Raw genomic sequence first — 18,237 nt, 5'->3', positions numbered from 1 at the left:
ACGTAATATATGCAACAAACGTGCCACAGTGTGATATCCGCTGAACTGGAAGTCTCATTGAAAACTGTACTTGTTCACAACAACAAAGAAGGGGGGCAAATGCCCCCCTTGGCCCAAAGTCAATTCTTAAGGTGAGTGAATTCTGCGGTTAACGTGGCATGAGTGATGGCAGGTTAATTGTTACATCTTTACTTACCACCACAACATACGCCTTACCTGGTAACATAACTCCATCAGTCACTTTTACCATGGTTCCACCAGTGGTGATAACACTTATCGACGTCAATGCACCACCAAAAAGATCATTGGCGTTAACAGGACTCATCTGCGGTATGCTTATGTAATTGCTAGTGTTGCGTTTCAATGTAAAGCTGGAAGGTTCGAATGGCTCACCTACAAGCTCGACAGTTTTTGCTTCAGTCAAACTGACACGGTAAACTGCATAGGCCATTGGTTTTTCACTAGTAGCGAGTACCCAGCTAGTTCCACTCCGACGATACACTTTCGCACCAGGTAATATTTCACCCAAGGTCTTATCTACATAAATGGGGAGACCGAAATAGTTCAAACCAGCTTCCAGTTTTAGCTCAAAGCTAGTACTGATAATCTCCTCAACCACGTTCAAAGTGAATTCAAAGGTGCTAGTTTGACCTGCACTATCGACCGCTACTATCTGAACCACATATGTACCAGCAGCAGTAAAGTTAAGTGTAACAGGACTGCTATTACCTACTTCGGTGCCATTTAGCTTCACACTGGTAGAAGCGACATCCACATCATCGGATACATCGAATGTGAGCAATCCCTCAGCAGGCAGTGGCAAGGTAATTTCGTATTCTCCACCGTTGACAGGTTCGATAGTTTCATCATCTATTACAAGCATCACATTTTCAATTATTGCTGGAACGTCCTCTATCACTCGTAACGTAGAAGTAAACGTTGTTATCTGACCAGCACTGTCCACCGCTGTTATTTCAATTGCGTATTCCCCAGCTTCCTCAAAGGTCAGAGTTGCCGGGCTCTCTGTAGCTACCTCTTCGCCATTTAGCTTCACACTGATAGAAGCTACCTCATCATCGTCCGATGCCTCAAATGTGAGCACGCCTTCTACAGGCAGCGGCAAGGTAATTTCGTATTCTCCACCGTCGGCAAGTTCAAGAACCCTACCCGCCGACTCAAGCGTTACGTTCTGTATCTCAGGTGGTCTGTCCTCGATCACTTCTAATGTAAATTCGAAAGTTTCCTTTTCGCCGAGATTGTCTTCTGCTCTGATCTGAATAGTGTACTCCCCGGCTTGCGTGAATGTTAACGTTGCTGGGCTTTCCGTGGCTACTTCCGTCTCGTTAACCATGACACTTACTGACTCAATTTCATAGTCCTCAGAAAGTCCAAAAGTCAAAGTGCCACTTACAGGTGGTGCTGAGATGACCGTGTATGTTCCTCCATGCTCGGGATAGATTTCCTGTCCTTCTACTTCGAGTTTAACGTCAGTGATCATCTTGCTCATCACACGAAGGTTTATGGTATAAGTAGATTCATTGCCAGCTTCGTCAAGAAGTCGTAATTCATAGGTATCTTCTAAACCAATATCTAAGTTCACAGGTACGAAGAATGTTCCTTCTCCGCCAACCCCAGTGTCGCCCCAGCCACCAATGTGGTCGTCGTCAAGATAAACATCAAAATATGTGTAATCGTCCGATATCTTTAGAATGAGTTGCCCAGTGGTATCTTCATCCGTTCTCACGGACACATCGACGGTGTTATCGCTAAATTCTGATTTATAAGTTATGGAACCCACGTCGCTTACTACTTTGACATCGTCCAGCGCCGGCGCGTGGCCATCAATCACTACACGCCTGGAATTGGCGAAAACCTGGCCAAACATTGACTCAACTTCAACATTCACTTGATACCTACCAGCATCCAAAGTGCTATCGATGAACTCAGTATCATTGAAAGTCCTCCCGTCAAAAGCTACAGCCTTCACGACGGTAGTCTTCACTTCACCGTCTTCCACAGTTATCCTGTTCAAGCTGACAGTCCCCGTACTTGCAGTTCCCTCAACAGACACAGCAATTCCTGTGGAAGTGCCTTGCTTAACCACCATAAACGTCACATCGGGAAGTATGGAAATTATGGGGCTAAGGAAAGAAACCGTCCCATCCTCACTAGCACTGTTGCCGTATATGTCCGTGACCGTTAGCTCAACTGTGTATTGGCCACCCTTAGTAATCTCGTATTTAACCTCCTGGTGACTTACTGTATCGAGACCCGTAACAACTCCAGTCGCTGTGTGCACCACAGAACCATTGCCATCTTTGATCGTCATTTGGTAAGTAGCACCTGGAGCATTAAGGACATCAAAACCAACCTTTAGGTACTTCCCATCAGCGATAGCCTCAAAATTTTCGAGCTCTAATGCAGTATGTGGGTTGTCATATGCAAAATTCACTGTAATAGTGTTGTCTGGGTACGTAATGTTGCCAGCACCGTCATCTGCATCTATTTCGAAAGCCAAAATGGTCCCATCATCAACGTCCGTAGTCCCAGATATTTGTCGGACTGTCTCAAGAACAGGAAGCTCAATAATTGCAGTATTAAGTGGGTCGCTTCCGGCAGGAATCCATTCCTCTCCGAAATAATAGGTGAGTATACTGCTTTCGTCGGTTCCTGTGACTACCAAGCTAAATACACTTGCAGTAGGAACAATTACACTACCATCTCTATCCTGACTGGATGTTACTGCATTTTCCAAGCGAGACACTTCAATAGTTGGAGGCGTTTTATCGACTTTCACAGGTATATCCATAACCTGAGTAGGAAGCAAGTTCGCTTCATCACTGATAAGTGGGTCAGGCATGGCAACTATTCTAATGGTGTACTGCCCTTCTGGAACAAAATTACCGTTACGGTCGGTGCCATCCCACTCCCAAAGCTTTGACCAACCCGTCCTTAAGCCCGCAGTAGTACTGTCACTAGAGTTCACGGCAGCACGGACAAAATTCTCTGAAACTATGGTCTTAACAACCTTGCCTGCACTGTCAAGAACATAAATAGTCAGAGCACGAGCATTTCTGAGCATGCCAAGACCAACTACCAGAGAATCATTCCATGTACTGTAATCAGATCCAGCACTTATCGCAAGGGCTTTAGGCTCAAACTGTCCACCTTTTCTGCCAATGTAGTAAAGTCTGCCGCCGTATGGATAATACACGCCTGTTAACCCTTCCCATGTATCAGCATTCCACCAAGGCAAATCAATTATGTTGTTATTGTCAGGCCACTTGCTGTCGCCGTTGATTGTGTCCTTGTCACTATAAAGAGACCAATTGCCGAAATATCCAAGGAACGGGAATACCCTGGTCCCATCACTTGAGGTAAACAGCAATCTTCCTTCAATGAACACATTCGACCAACTTGTCGAAGGCTGTATGGTCACATGAATCGTCTTGGTAGCCCCTGGATTAACAGTAACCGAAGCAGGCGTAGAAATGCTTCCAACGGTATATGTTGCTCCCTGATTTCCATAGACGATTTGTTCCAAACTGGTGGTTACATAACCAGTGATGTTAGCCGTGTATGTTGTAGAGCCTTTGTTAGTAATGGTAAGCGTAATGGTCTTGTTACCCGTAAGTGCACCTAATTCTCCGTAAGGCTGATTGTTGTATGTTATGAACACGTTATTCTTGACGGCCTTGGCGACATTAATTCTGCCTTCTCCTTGGACACGTGGGCTGTACTTTGATATGGGCTCTGCCGTGTTCACCAAAGCTTGTTTTATCTGCTCTGGTGTCCAATCAGGATGCGCTTGTTTAATCACAGCTATGGCACCAGCTACGTGAGGAGCTGCCATGGATGTTCCTTGCATGGTAGCGTATTGGTTACCTGGAGTTGAAGAGAATATGGCAACACCTGGAGCTGCCACAGTGGGTTTGAACGCCATATTAGGCGCAGGACCCCAGGAAGTAAAGCTCGCCATACCATTAGGGTTAGTAGCAGCATAACCTGTGGCAATTTCATCACTAAAAACACCTTGCAGAGAGCCACCAGCAGCGCTTATAGCACTGCGCAGTTTTAGCTTATCAGGTCCACCAATGAATACTGCAGGAATGGTTCCGGCAGCACTTCCAAGAGCCATGCTAACCAGAGAAGCATCAGCGTCGTTATTACCGATTATCACGCCACTGGCACCGGCAGCCCGTGCATTGTTCACCTTCACTTCAAATGTGCAGGTTCCTCTATCACCAAGCAAGACTTTCCCTTTGAAATCTCCTTGAGGCACTTCACATAGCAAACTGTTGGTATCAACTATTGTAATCGGCTGCTTCTTAAACACCGCAACAGGATCTGGAGATTCACTACTTGTTAAATACATAACGTAGTCATTATTAAAAGAGAGCTTCTGCCCTTGTAGCACCGTACCCTGGTTGTTCACAGCTGCCACTGTGATAGCATAACGGCTTGCACCAGGAGCACCTACTCGCGCGGGGTCTTTAATATAGGAAGTGTACTTGCCTTCAGCGTTTGCCCCGATGTAATTGGGTCCTAATGCATACTCAAAGTAGGCCTCGTTTCCAGCAGAAATGGCAAAAGTGATTCCAGCTAGGTATCCGTTCTTTATGGCTTTTTGCTCCGGATCAGTGGGGTCGTCAAACCCTTTATCAGACCCAAGGGACATATTTGCCGCCACCACATTTACACCGTTTTGCTTCAGCTGAATCAGGTACTCAATAGCTGCTACTATGTCAGCGCTGTAGGCATAAGGGCCGTAATCACTGAAAACCTTGCAGATGATTATCTTCGCATCAGGTGCAACACCTTTAAGAGGAACCAAGTTACCATCCTTATCCTTGAATTTCGCCTTACCAATACCACCGATGGTCCCAGATACGTGGGTTCCGTGTCCATTGTGATCCATTGGATCGTTGTCGCCATCAGCAAAATCATAGCCATAAGGTATCTTTGCGTTCGGGAAACTGCTGTAACCACCAAAGTTTTCATGAGTGTAATCAATGCCTGTGTCAATAACCGCTACATACGTACCCGCACCAGTATAGCCGAGGTTCCAAGCCTCAGGTGCTCCGATTAGTGGAGCAGAGTTAACCATGTCTGGAGTCACACCGATTTCTTGCATACTTTCGTAGGAAATCGGTTCTCCCACAGTATCAACATGGTAAGGTTTGGAAATGTAAACCTGAGCGATTCTGCCTTTTCCTGCCAGCGATAGGATGTCTTTTAGCTGGTCCAGTGTGACAACGCCAGTAAATCCGTTCAACGTAGCATAAAGATCATATTGCTTAACAAAGTTAGGGACAGCTGATTTTACCTGATTTAGAGCTTCTGCATGAACTTTGTCAGCCTCGTTCTTGAATGCGTTCAAGTTAGTATCCCAGCTATCAAAGAAGGATGCTTGGTTAACTTCCACTATGACTTTTGCTTTTCCTCCAAGAGCTTTTATGCCCTCGTAGACGTCTTTGCTTATTACAAAACCGCCTCCAATGTCCACAGTATCAACTGGCACATTGGCTTTTTCAGCATTGTTCTTAATTGTCTCGATAACTTGGTCTTTAACCTGATCTAAATCACCAAAGTTAACAGCATTTGAAGCTGATGGTGTTTCAGCAAACACATTTAGCGGCAAAACCGTGACAATCAAGACTAAAGCCAGAATCAATGAGATGGTTTTCTTTACATTACTCACCACACATTTCACCCTCCCTCATAATAAACCTGTGATCACACCTTAGGTAGTCTGGTGCAAATCACTAGCACCCCAACTTAGTTGTAAATTATTATACACGACACTTTGGAAAAGAGATACAACTTACATCAGTATGATGTGAGCTAGGGAACGTTTTGCTAAAGATTGAATTCAGGACGATTTATGACCGCGGAAGTGTGACAAGAGCAAACTGTTTGCTTTTTGCTAAAAAGTGCTTATCAACTTCACTACGGGGTCTTTCCATTCCACGTAGAAGCCTAAAGTTTGAGCGACAAAACGCAGAGGAACCATGGTGGTTCCCCTTACAAGCTCAGGAGCACTGTCCACGTCAACTGAGATGCCGCCGATGATGACGGTAGTCTGGTCGATGAACAAGGTAATAAAGGGCGTAGCCTTTTTTGCCTGCTGGTTTTCACGAACAGCCGTGTTTGGCAAACTGTCGGGTGTGTAAATCATCACTTTCTTCATGGCGGGGTCGGAAAAATCATAGTCCACAGTGTACCCGAGCACTTCAGTAAAGAACCTCACTGGCACCATGGTTCTACCTTCCTTTATGTAGGGAGCCACGGGAAGCCTAACAGCCCTATCGTTCACGCGGCACAGAAAGCTGCCAATTCGAAGTTCCACCACTAACCTACCTTCTTCGTCCCTTGGTAGAACAGCCTCTGATTTAGATGGGCGCACAACAAGAGAAAAAACCATTCTTTGGTAGCCAGGAACGATGACCACAGCCACCAACCGGCCTCCAGTAACTACTTCAGGTGGTAAAGTTATTCGCGCTACACCACCATCACCCACCGTGGCAGTGGTAATGTAACTGCCTACAATGACTGTTACTTGGGAATCAGGTGCGATCACAGCGGGGGTGCTGGCAGTGGTAACATCACGAAGGGTCAGATTTATCTGAGATTCTTTATTTTCTGTAACCGCAAGTGGAAATGCGGTAACCTCAAGCTTTTTCAGTGCTAAGGGTGCGAAAAAGAATTCACTTTGGGCATAAACCAGGTTGTTATTTATGATGTTCAGATTAAATGGAAAAAAACATCCTATGAACAGAACTAGAACTAAGAGGAGAATCTTAGGAACAAAAAACTTATTTCGCACTGCTTGCTTTACACCACCCGTACACACTTATTTAGAAACAGTTTCTACTTTCTTTAAGCGCAACAAACGTGCCACGACACAGCCCCGTAGACTCACTTCAAGGTTTCCAACAGGCGGTTGTAAGCTTTGTCGGCATCCAGCAGTTCTGCGTTGTTGTTTAGGAATAACATGGTGGGTACTTTCAGACGTAACAATGTGTCCCACTGGTGAGTTACCAAGAATACCACTGCCTGTTTACTGTATTCTTTCAATATGTTCTCCACCATTATGGTGCTTGGCTGGTCCAAGTGGGCAGTGATCTCATCCACAAGAAAGGTCTTAGGCTCTAATGCCATGGCCTGAGTCAAACCCAATACAGCTTTTTCCCCCCCACTGAGCTTCATAGCGCTGAGACGCCTTTTGCCTTCCAGGGGGCTACCAGGAGGCAACGTTCTCACGCCGAAAAGTCTTAAATTGTCTTCCACGGAGGCACTGAGCGGTTGGTAATGCTGGGGCACGTACCCCACAGGCTTATCCATGTTGACCCGTCCCTCATAGGGGTGCAAGCCAAGGAGCACTCTCAAAAATGTGGTTTTACCTGAACCATTTGGGCCCATCACAAGGTAAAGCCCATTGTCCAGTTCAAGCTGTATATGATAACGTTTGCCTGCTATTTCGAAATGCACATTAGCGCTGAGCACGACTGGTTACCTCCAAAATAACAGATGGAATTAAGCTTATGAGTAGCAAAACGATGCCCAAAGCGATGGCATTGCCAAACTGACCTAAGTTCGTTCGGTACATAATCTCAGTTGATAACGTTGAAGTATAGCCCACAATGGCTCCTCCACTTAAGGTAGCTGCACCCACTTCCCCCATGATTCGCCCCCACGTAAGAAACCCTATGTTCACCAAACCACCCCGAAGATGAAGAAGCATGGCATTAAGGCGCTTTTTTGGCAAGTTCACGTCGATGAATTCTTCCATGTCACGAGGCAAGCTTACACGGTGCTGCAGGCACAAACTTATGGCCATGGGCAAAGCAAGCAGAAACTGCGCTACAACCAGCGCCTTTGGGGTGAAAAGCCACCTCAAGAAACCTAAAGGACCCTGCCTGGAAAAAAGCAAGTAGACAAGCAAACCTATCAATACTGGCGGGACACTGCTCATAGCACGCCAAAAACTGAGGTGCGACCATGGAGAGCGAACCAAAGAGGCATAAATTGTTCCAACTAACAGTGCCATGACACATGCAAGTGCTGTTGTCGCAACCGTGAAAACCAGAGTTCGCCAGATAAGTTCTGCCGTAATTTGCAACATTAGATTACCTCATCTCCTCCCAAAATGCCGAATGACCTACTATTCCACAGTGTCAAAGTAGTATTGCTTGATGAACCCTCGTGCCTCAGGTGTCTTCAAGTAATCTGCCAGTACTTTGTACTGCGGCTCTCTAAAGAAAAAGCTGTAAATATTCTCTCCTTCTTCTAAAGCAGTTATCAAATCTAGATTAGTCAGCTTGTCCTTGTTATTCATCCAAGTGGATTGGTCTGTGAGAATGTAAGCATGCTTTTCGTTCGCAAGAAGCAAGGAGGTTAGCATTCCTGCTTGCGTTTTTACGTACCAATCGCCGAAGGTGTTAGGATCCAAACCCAGGCTTCCCCAGATTCTTCTTTCCTTCATATCTGTACCGCTGTTGTCGTTGCGGTTAACAAATGGCAGTTGTCTGTCGTGGATGATTTGGAAAGCTTCAAGTAGTGACTTGTCCTTCACACCGGCAGGGTCGTCCTTGGGACCCACCAAGCAGAAGTAGTTTTTCATGAACGGCATACGGGTCCAACCTGCATCAACCAAAGCTTGTTCTAAATCAGGCGCGTGTGTTATGCCTATTTGTGCATCTCCACGTAGAAGCATCTGGATCGCTGTTCCAGAACCCTTTGAAGCCAAATCGATCTTGTAACCGCTGATCTTTTCCATCTCCTTTACCAAGACATCTGCCAGTCCAGAGTCTCTAAAAGAAGTGGTAGCGACCAAGACAATACGGCCCCTGGTTTCTCCTTTCCATGATGATGCCTCATTACCGGATTCACTGTGGGAAAACGCTTTCACCGTGCGCGCAGCAGCAACACTTACCAAACCAATCAGGGCAATTCTAATCCAGTCCTTACGCATATTGGCACAACACCTCCTTGGAGCCCACTAGGGCACATCTGTTAACACTAATATACCATCTAAGATCAAGGTCAATACTGCACTTGCGTAGGGGCCACAAAACGAGAAGGGCACCCGTGAGAATTGGTGCCCTTCTTTCCTCTTACTTATGTGGGGCTTCTACCGACTTACGGGTAAGTTATGGTAACAGTCTTTGTTTTATCGTTCCACCTAACCGTAAATCCAAGTGACTCACTCACAAAGCGTGCTGGCACAAACGTACGGCTATTTATGATTTCTGGCGCCACATCCATGGTCACACGTGCACCATCTACGGTAGCCACGTTACTACCAATGGTCATTTTGACAGTATGGCCCTGGAAACTTATTATCACAGTTCTAGTAGCTCCGTCCCAATCCACTTTGGCACCAAAGGGCTCTGTGACAGCTCTAATGGGAACCATCGTCCTGCCATTCTTTATGTATGGTGGTGCGTCCAGCTGGTAGGGCTTGCCAGTTGCTCCGAGGCCATTTATGGGCATTACCTTAAAACCAATAGCTAACTGTACTGTACTAGCAGTTAAGGCTGGTGTTGTTATTGGAGTGTTCTCCGTTATGGGGTCGAAATAGTATTGTCTCATGAAAGCCTGTGCTTCTGGCGTCTTCAAATAATCTGCCAGCACCTTGTACTGCGGATCTTTGAAGAAGAAGCTGTAAATGTTCAAGCCTTCACCTGAAGTGGTAATGAAGTCCAAGTTTGTGAGCTGGCCTTTGTTTTTTATCCAAGTGCTCTGGTCCGTCAGAATATAAGCGCCCTTTTCGTTTGCGATCTGCAAGGAATTCAGCATACCTGCCTGGGTCTTTATGTACCAACTTCCGAACGTGTTGGCATCAAGTCCCAAACTCTTCCAAATGTTCTTCTCCTTTACGTCCGTGCCGCTGTTATCGTTGCGAGTCACAAATGGGTACTGTTTGTCATAAATCACCTTGAACGCCTGGGTTAGTGTTTTTCCCTTCACACCAGCTGGATCGTTTTTAGGTCCTACCAGATAGAAATAGTTTGTCATGATGGGCATACGAATCCAACCAGCTTCCAGAAGCTGGACTTCTGAGTCAGGCGCATGCGTTATACCAATCTGTGCATCGCCACGTAGAAGCATTTGAATCGCAGCTCCGGAACCTTGTGCAACCAGATTGATCTTATAACCGCTCACTTTCTCCATTTCCTTGATCAAAACATCTGCCAGTCCGGAGTCTCTAAAAGAAGTAGTAGTAGCCATAATAATGGTGCCTTTTGTTTGCTCTTGAGCGTTGGCCACCATTGGACTTGACGTTAACAGGACTGCCATGACAGTCATACAAAGCACAACAATCTTTACCCAGTTTTTACGCATTTTATTGTGGACCCCCTTTCATCATAAGCTTGTTAATTAATATACCATTTGTAGTGAAGGTCCATACAAAACTTGTAAAGAGAGGAGAAAGAACAATGTCAGAAAATAAAGGGAATATGCCTTTGGGAGCCGACAATAGCCTAACTCCAAGTGAGGACAGTGAGATGAGTCATGTCATTGCCGTGGTAAGTGGCAAGGGAGGCGTGGGAAAGTCCACAGTTACCGCACTGCTGGCAGTTGAACTTGCCAAAAGAGGGTACAAGGTGGGCATACTGGACGCAGACCTCACAGGCGCATCCATTCCTTATCTGTTTGGCTTGCAGGGACTTTTGAAAGTAACAGAGAAAGGCTTACTTGAGCCCATGAAGACGGCACAGTTTGGCATTAAAGTAGTGTCCATAGCACTGGTAATGGAGAACCCTGAGATGGCAGTCATATGGCGTGGACCTTTATTGTCAAAAGCTATTCAGCAGTTCTGGACTGACGTGGACTGGGGAGAGCTGGACTACTTGCTGGTGGATATGCCCCCGGGTACCAGCGATGTGCCTCTGACAGTGATGCAGATGCTTCCTTTGGACGGGGTGGTAGTGGTAACTTCACCTCAAGACATGGCACGTTCAGTGGTGAAGAAAGCCTACCACATGGCAAATCAGCTTCAAGTGCCTGTGCTGGGCTTGGTGGAAAACATGAGTTATGTCACATGCCCTCACTGTGGGGAGCGATTTTCCATATTCGGCCAGAAGCCCCTCACAGAAGCAGCACAGGAGTTCAACGTTCAGGTGTGCGTTGAACTGCCTGTGGACCCTCAGTTGGCTGAGTTAACTGACCAAGGTAATATTGAGCAAATTACTGTAGCCACCAGTTCATCGTTGAAGGAGTTGGTGGACGCATTGGAAACACTGAACTGACGCTGATATAAGCATTTTCATCAAACTAAGTTCAAACTCAAAAAAAGGGGCACCCCTTTAAGGGCGCCCCTTTTGGCTTCGTCAAATGCCACTTCCTATGCAAGCATTTTACGGGTACGTTATGGTCACTGTCCTTGCTGCACCGTCCCACTTTACAGTAAAGCCGAAAGCTTCACTGATGAAGCGCACTGGTACCATGGTGCGGCTGTTTACAATCTCTGCTGGTAGTGGCATGGTTACTGTTTCATCGTCTACCACAGCTTCAGCACTACCTATGACCACCTTTATGTGGTGGCCTGCAAAGTCTATGTCAACTGTCTTCGTCCCATCATCCCAGCCCACTTCTGCTCCAAATGCCTCTGCCACAAAACGCAGAGGAACCATGGTGTAACCATTCTTTATGTATGGTGCTACGTCCAGTTCATAGGTGTCCACGTTCACATCCATCTGCTTTGAGCCAATCGTCAGTATTGCGGTATGAGGCCTGTCGTAGGCAAATAGCCTGTAAGCCACGGCGCTGTTTCCAGCACTATCAGTAACTGTGACCTTCATTATGTTCAGTCCAACAAAAGCCCTGAAAGCCGCGTCAACTTTCACGTTGCCTTCTGCATCGGCATTGGTGACCACTGGGTCAGCTGCCAAATTACCAGGAGCAAGAAGCTCCAGCTGAACCTTTACTCGTGGTTCCGTCTTTGCTGTCACAGCAACCAAGCGCTCTGTTAGTAAGTCCTTTTCCTCTGGGCTGAGTATTTCAATCTGCGGCGGAACGGTGTCTCTGATCACCTTGACCGATGCCAGAACCCTGCCTGTGGTGTCATTGATTTCAATGACGTTTTCACCTTCATTGGGCAGAGCCACGCCAGTGAGTGTGTTTTCACCTTCGACCACATCAAAGGTCTTCTCACCGATGGTTACCTGCTTCAGGTTAGCATCCAGTGCCTTCACCGTGATGTCCACTTGCATGGTGTTAAACACAGCGCCGTCCTGAGGTGTGAGTATGGTCAGGCGCTCCTCACCCTCACTCACAAAGAAAGGCTTCAGAGACACACCGGGTATGGTCACTGCTTTTGTCTTGTAGTCCAGTATCTCTTCTTGCTTCATACCTTCTGGCACGATCATGTCGATCACTGCTGGCGCTGTGCCTGCTTCGTTGCCTCCTCCAAACCTCCACTGCTGTGCCTCCGGTGCCACTTGCCGTATCCTGTTTACTCCATAACCATCTTGACCCGCTACCATGACCATGATCTTGCTGTCTGCTGTTAGCTCTCCTACTACTTCCTTCGGTATGTCCACTACTACTTGCCCTGGCGCTCCCTCTATGCCCTTTATCTCTACACTAAGGTCTGCTGCGTTAGCTGCACTTATCTCTCCACTGCTTACCTGGTATACCTTGCTCTCCCAACCCTCTATCTGGAATGCAATGTCCCACTTGAAGTTCTCTGCAAAGCTGATGTTCAACCCTTCTATGCCCTGCGTTGTACCTTCGTCTGCTTTGTTGTCTATGAACAGGAAGTATGTAGCTTTGCTTAGCCCGTTTCCACTTGCCCATACGTTGTCCAAGTTGCCTACGGTGTATGTGGCTGTATAACTGCCTTCGTAAAGCCCAAACTCAAACTTCAGCAGGTCAAAATCCCCTTCTTTGAACACTGGGTCTGTTGGATAGGTGTAGTAACCAGGCCCATAGTCGTCACCTTCTGGATCCTCTATGACTACTGGTGTGAGCACTGCTACACTGGGTACCTGTATCCAAGGCTTCAAAGACACGCCAGGTATGGCTACTGCTTTGGTCTTGTAGTCCAGTATCTCTTCTTGCTTCATCCCCTCAGGTACGATCATATCTATGACTGCTGGTGCTGTACCTTCTTCATTACCTCCTCCAAACCTCCACTGCTGCGCTTCCGGTGTCACTTGCCTTATCCTGTTTACTCCGTATCCGTCTTGCCCCGCTACCATGACCATTATCTTGCTTTCTGCTGTTAGCTCCCCTACTACGTCTTTCGGTATATACACTACTACTTGCCCTGGCGCCCCTTCTGTGCCCTTTATCTCCACACCAAGATCCGCTGCATTAGCTGCGTTTATCTCTCCACTGCTTACCTTGTATACCTTGCTCTCCCAGCCTTCTATCTGCAATGCTACGTCCCACTTGAAGTTCTCTGCAAAACTGATGTTCAACCCCTCTATACCTTGTGTTGTGCCTTCATCTGCTTTGTTGTCTATGAACAAGAAGTATGTGGCTTTGCTTAGTCCAATTGTAGAACCCCATGCATCATCTAAGTTACCTACGGTGTACGTGGCTGTGTAACTGCCTTCGTATAACCCAAGCTCAAACTTCAACAGGTCAAAGTCTCCGTCTTTGAACACGGGGTCTGTTGGGTAGGTGTAGTAGCCAGGTCCGTAATCGTCACCTTCTGGGTCCTCTATGACTACTGGCGTTAGTACTGCCGATGGAACTTCGGGTTCTTCTTCCTCTTCTGCCACTATGGGTGGCTCAACCTCTTCTTGTCCTGCAATTTCAGCAGTGTAGGTCCCTTCTGCTACCTTAAGGCCATCTTCTAACACGGACACAGTGTAAATGTACTTGTGCCCAGCACGAGCCACATCTTCAAGACCGTCTTTTGCTTCCAGTGTGGTTACTTCACCAGTGGTTAAGTCGCGCTTTTCCACTACGGTATTGCCACTAAAGGTAAGGGTAACCTTCTGACCATCAACAGCGCCCTTAAGGTCTATCTGATCAGCTTTGCTAACGCTGTCAGTGGTTACTGCAAGCCGGGTTTCAAAAGGCTTCAACGTAAGGGTGAGTATGCCACCCTCAAGCTTCATGTCCTCACCTATGACACCCTTTAATGCGGCATCTTCTTTGAAGTAGTAGCCCACATCAACAGACACTGTGGCGGTTTCATCAGAACCGTTAAACAGTGCCAAAGCTGTTCCGTTCTCGTCATAGCGCAGATAAGCGATTACTCGGTCGCTGCCTTCCACCGCAAGTGGCTGTATTTCTCCAGTTCTTAGGAAGGAGTACTCATTTCTCACTGCACCTAGGTTCTTGTACCACTCCTGAAGGTTAGTATCTTCCTTACCCCATGGGAAGGGCACCCTCATGAATGGATCATCGGTTATGGGTCTGTCCTTATTGCAACCAAACTCCCCTTCGTTGGTGGCTCCAGCCTCGTCACCGTAGAAGGTGGTAGGTGCTCCGGGTATGGTATAGAGGAAGAATGATAGTGCCTTCATTGCATCTTTTGCCTTGTCATCCCAGGTGTTTGTTAAGTAGTACAGCGGTCTGGCTGCATCGTGGCTGTCCACCAGGTTCATCATGGCGTAGAAAGCTTCTCTGGGATAATCATTCTTCATCTGCAGGTAGTTTTGCCAGAAATCCTCTTGAGTCATTTCCTTTTTCAGGAAAAATCCCTGGAACTTCGGATTTGTTCCAGCATGGTCGTTATCCCAGTCGCCTATGAGTAAAGACCTGACCCTGTAGTTCATGGCACTGTCAAAGGAATCGCCAAGCACCATGGGAATTACTTGGTCGTAATGATCCCAAACCTCGGCAATCATGACGTTATCGGGGTCCAATGCTTTCAAGGCCTTACGCATCTGTCTGGTAAAGCCCATAGGCACTTGCATGGCTACGTCCACACGCCATCCAGAGCTACCCAGTTCATGCCAATACTTCATGACATTCTTTTCACCAGTTAGGAAGAACTCCTGCACCTTGGGATTGAGCACGTTGATGATGGGCATGGCACTGAATCCTGCCCAACCCTGCCACTTATCGGGCCACTCAGTGAACGTGTACCAATCAAAGAAAGGAGATTCCTGACTTTCATGTGCACCAACAGTGCTGTAGGCACCTTTCACATCAAAGTACAGGGAATCGTCTCCGCTGTGATCAGGTGTGATGTCGTTTATGATTTTTATGCCACGCTTAGCTGCTTCTTCAGTAAGCTTCTTAAAGGTCTCTGCGTCGCCTAAGCGTGGATCCACTCCAAAGTAGCTGGCTGGATCGTACCTGTGAGTGGTTTCTGACGGGAAAATGGGGTTCAGATAAATAGCTGTAACCCCTAAGCTCTTTAGGTAATCCAGCTCTTCAATAATGCCCTCTAAATCGCCACCGTAAAACCGGTAAGAGTCAACGTAACCGCATTTCTTGCTTCCATCAGTCATGGTCACTGTTGCCCAAGAGGTCACAGGATCCGCCCAATTTGCACCTTGTATGAGCTGTCCCATGTAATCTCCTGGCAAAGTAAAATCCTCATCAAAATAGTCATCATGGAAGGTAAACTTCTGCCCTTCTTCAGTTACGTCATTTTCCGGATTACCGTTTTTGAACCTATCGGGGAATATTTGGTAAATGACGGCATTCTTAAGCCAATCCGGTGTTGTAAAGTCAGGATCGTAAACGGTCAGCCTGCCTTCACCCACTTGACGCTTCTTAGAACCGTCGTAAGCATATGCCACGTACTGGTACCAAGTTACTTCCTCAGGCGTGAACTTATAGCTCCAAACGTCGTAAAATCCATCATTGCTTTCTGCTACTTTTGTAAGCTCAATGTCCTTTACAGCTTTTGGCTTTCCACTGGTAGGTGCTTGGTCGTCACTGAGCCCTCTATCAGTCAAGGTAAGGACCACTTTGCTTACATCCCTGCGTGGAGTGTAAACATAGAAAGTAACTTCGGTTCCTGCTGGTACGGCGCCTTCAGGATAACGTATTAGTTTCACATCTTCCAGGACCACACCATCACTCTTAAGCGGCAATAGCTTGTAGTTAAATGCACCATCGTGATAATTCACAACTAACAGCCTCTCTCCTACAACAGAAATCTCCTGCTCGTGGGCGGGTAGAGTTCCCCCACTAGCTGTGAACTTCTTAACCTCAGGTGTTACCGTGGCGCTGGCCACATAGTAGCCGTCACGGTAAAGAAACGGCACGCTGTGGTCACCTACAGTCAAAACTGGCTCTTCCTGTGCTCTAACTAGCCCTACTGGCATCAGCGCCAGGCACAGTACCACAGCCACCAATAAACTTACAAACTTCTTCGCTGTCACTGCGTTCCACCTCCTCGCAATATTTCACGTTTCACGTGTACATTGATAGCTCTTGTTTTTATTTTTTTACCCATTTCTTTCTGATATTTACTCAACTACTTAATAGCACCTCTGAGTAATCCACTGAGCAGGTACCGCTGCAAGAACAAGAACAAAAGTGTTACAGGCACAGCAATAACTAAAGATGCTGCGGCAAATTTAGCCCACGGTATACCAAAAGGATTAGTAATGGATAAGTTGATCCACAGAGGCAAAGTGTAAAGCTTCGGATTACTCAGGAATGTCATGGCGGTAACGAACTCCAGCCAAGCTCCCATGAAAATAAACAACGCCGTTATAGCGATGCCAGGAGTGGCCAGCGGTAAGATGATTCTCCAAAAAATCGTGAAGGAGCCAGCCCCATCAATCATGGCAGCTTCATCCAACTCTTTGGGTATGGCGTCAAAAAACCCTTTCATATTCCAAACCGAGAAAGCTAAGCCTCCAGCTCCATAGATTATTATGAGTGCCCAGTGCACCTTAGGGATACCCAAAAACGGTTCTTCACTGAGCAAGCCAATCCTAAGAAAGATAACAAAGAGTGGTATTAAGCCCACCACACTGGGAAACATTTGCGAAATGATGTAGTAGTAGTAGAAAGGTCCTTTGCCCGGAAACTCAAAGCGACTAAAAGCGTAAGCAGCCAACGTTGCCAGAATCACCCCAAGTAGCGTAGCAACGACTGATATTTTTATGGAATTTATGAAAGCTGTGTAAAAATTCTGGTCTTTAAAAATGTTTATGTAGTTCGAAAGGGTAGCACCCTCCGGCCAGAGCTCTAGTTTTGGCGTAGCAAGAATGTCAAAGGGCCTTAGTGAAGTAGTGAAGATCCAGTAAATGGGAAACAGCACGGCAATGCATGCAACGATGATAAGTGCGTATGTGTAAAATACTTCAAACCGTGATGGTTTCTGCTTCAAAGCCACAGCGCATCACTCCTTCACCAGGTTCTGTATTTGCAGATTCAGCAAGGACAATAGCAGGAGCACCAAAAAGACCAAATAACCCATAGCGGCAGCCATACCCCAGGAGTTTGGATACTGGAACGCTGTCTTGTAAATCTTGGTTATAAGCAGGTCAGTAGCTCCCATAACCTTTTGCTGACCAGCCAAGTTGACCACAGTTTGAGGACCTCCCTGGGTTATAAGGTAAATCACATCAAACTTATTGAAAGTCCAGATTATTCCTAGGACAATAGCTGGCACCATGGTACGAAGAAGCAAAGGTAAAGTTATATAGCGTGTGGTCTGCCAAGGAGACGCTCCATCAACGTAAGCCGCTTCTTGAATCTCTTCTGGGATGGAGTTTAGACCACCTAAAGCAATAAGCATCATGAAGGGCACACCCAACCACACGTTGGTGAGCACTACCGCCACGAAAGCCCAAGTAGGGTTGCTGAGCCACGGAATAGGGTTTAAGCCTACCATTTGAAGTAGCTGATTCAGAGCTCCAAACTGCTCGTTGAACATGGCGTGCCACACCTGTATGGATATAAAAGAAGGAATTGCCCAAGGAAGTATGAGTATGAGACGGAAAATTGGTTTTAGCTTCAGCCAGGGTTTAGATAGGAGCATAGCAAAAACAATACCCAATGAAACGTGCAGAAACACGTTAATGACGGTCCAAATAATAGTCCTGTAGGTGAGAATCCATATCTCCGGGTCATGAAGCATGTTTGAAAAGTTAGAAAAACCGATGAACTTATACTCTTGTGACAAGTAGTTGAACACGGACATGTCGGTGAAAGCAATGGAAACACCAAACAGCAGCGGATAAACAGATACGAGCATAATCGCTATCATGGCGGGTGCTATAAAGCCATATGCGGTGAGCCATTCTCTGACTTTACTCATGTCCAGTCTTCCTCTCTCTTATATTCTTATCTCATCAGCAA

General features: G+C 46.6%; 10 protein-coding genes. 1 reads left to right on the top strand and 9 read right to left on the bottom strand.

Annotated features, from left to right (window positions below; all coding sequences use genetic code 11):
• Nucleotides 1-148: 148 nt before the first annotated feature.
• From COPRO5265_RS07630 to COPRO5265_RS00330, 6 genes are all read right to left on the bottom strand, one after another.
• Nucleotides 149-5,701 (bottom strand): S8 family serine peptidase, encoded by a 5,553-nt coding sequence (locus COPRO5265_RS07630; protein ID WP_143708065.1) that lies wholly within the window; start codon nucleotides 5,699-5,701, stop codon nucleotides 149-151.
• Between the two features lie 225 nt (nucleotides 5,702-5,926).
• Nucleotides 5,927-6,826: a copper amine oxidase N-terminal domain-containing protein gene (locus tag COPRO5265_RS00350; protein WP_012544806.1), complete on the bottom strand. Its 900-nt coding sequence runs from the start codon at nucleotides 6,824-6,826 to the stop codon at nucleotides 5,927-5,929.
• 92 nt (nucleotides 6,827-6,918) lie between these two features.
• On the bottom strand, nucleotides 6,919-7,506 hold the full coding sequence (locus COPRO5265_RS00345; RefSeq protein WP_012543942.1) for an ATP-binding cassette domain-containing protein: 588 nt from the start codon (nucleotides 7,504-7,506) through the stop codon (nucleotides 6,919-6,921).
• Nucleotides 7,493-8,125: an ABC transporter permease gene (locus tag COPRO5265_RS07320; RefSeq protein WP_012544497.1), complete on the bottom strand. Its 633-nt coding sequence runs from the start codon at nucleotides 8,123-8,125 to the stop codon at nucleotides 7,493-7,495. Before COPRO5265_RS07320 ends, COPRO5265_RS00345 begins: the two co-directional genes overlap by 14 nt.
• Before the next feature lie 39 nt (nucleotides 8,126-8,164).
• Entirely contained in the window at nucleotides 8,165-8,974 is an 810-nt protein-coding gene (locus tag COPRO5265_RS00335; RefSeq protein ID WP_049750671.1) for a substrate-binding domain-containing protein, read from the bottom strand.
• Between the two features lie 167 nt (nucleotides 8,975-9,141).
• The gene (locus COPRO5265_RS00330; RefSeq protein WP_012544794.1) at nucleotides 9,142-10,347 is read right to left on the bottom strand and encodes a stalk domain-containing protein; all 1,206 of its coding nucleotides are present in this window, start codon (nucleotides 10,345-10,347) and stop codon (nucleotides 9,142-9,144) included.
• 95 nt (nucleotides 10,348-10,442) lie between these two features.
• On the opposite strand from COPRO5265_RS00330, the gene COPRO5265_RS00325 reads away from it, so the two are divergent.
• The gene (locus COPRO5265_RS00325; protein ID WP_012543459.1) at nucleotides 10,443-11,255 is read left to right on the top strand and encodes an Mrp/NBP35 family ATP-binding protein; all 813 of its coding nucleotides are present in this window, start codon (nucleotides 10,443-10,445) and stop codon (nucleotides 11,253-11,255) included.
• Nucleotides 11,256-11,363: 108 nt separating this feature from the next.
• On the opposite strand, the gene COPRO5265_RS00320 is transcribed toward COPRO5265_RS00325, so the two are convergent.
• The 3 genes from COPRO5265_RS00320 to COPRO5265_RS00310 form a co-directional block, all read right to left on the bottom strand.
• On the bottom strand, nucleotides 11,364-16,304 hold the full coding sequence (locus COPRO5265_RS00320; protein ID WP_143708064.1) for a glucodextranase DOMON-like domain-containing protein: 4,941 nt from the start codon (nucleotides 16,302-16,304) through the stop codon (nucleotides 11,364-11,366).
• 95 nt (nucleotides 16,305-16,399) lie between these two features.
• A complete protein-coding gene (locus tag COPRO5265_RS00315) occupies nucleotides 16,400-17,269 on the bottom strand; it encodes a sugar ABC transporter permease (RefSeq protein WP_012544753.1) in 870 nt (289 codons plus the stop codon).
• Between the two features lie 6 nt (nucleotides 17,270-17,275).
• A complete protein-coding gene (locus COPRO5265_RS00310; protein WP_012544440.1) occupies nucleotides 17,276-18,196 on the bottom strand; it encodes a carbohydrate ABC transporter permease in 921 nt (306 codons plus the stop codon).
• Nucleotides 18,197-18,237: the final 41 nt, after the last annotated feature.

The sequence above is a fragment of the Coprothermobacter proteolyticus DSM 5265 genome, assembly GCF_000020945.1.
GTDB lineage: Bacteria > Coprothermobacterota > Coprothermobacteria > Coprothermobacterales > Coprothermobacteraceae > Coprothermobacter > Coprothermobacter proteolyticus.
This window is presented reverse-complemented; position numbering and strand designations above follow the sequence as displayed.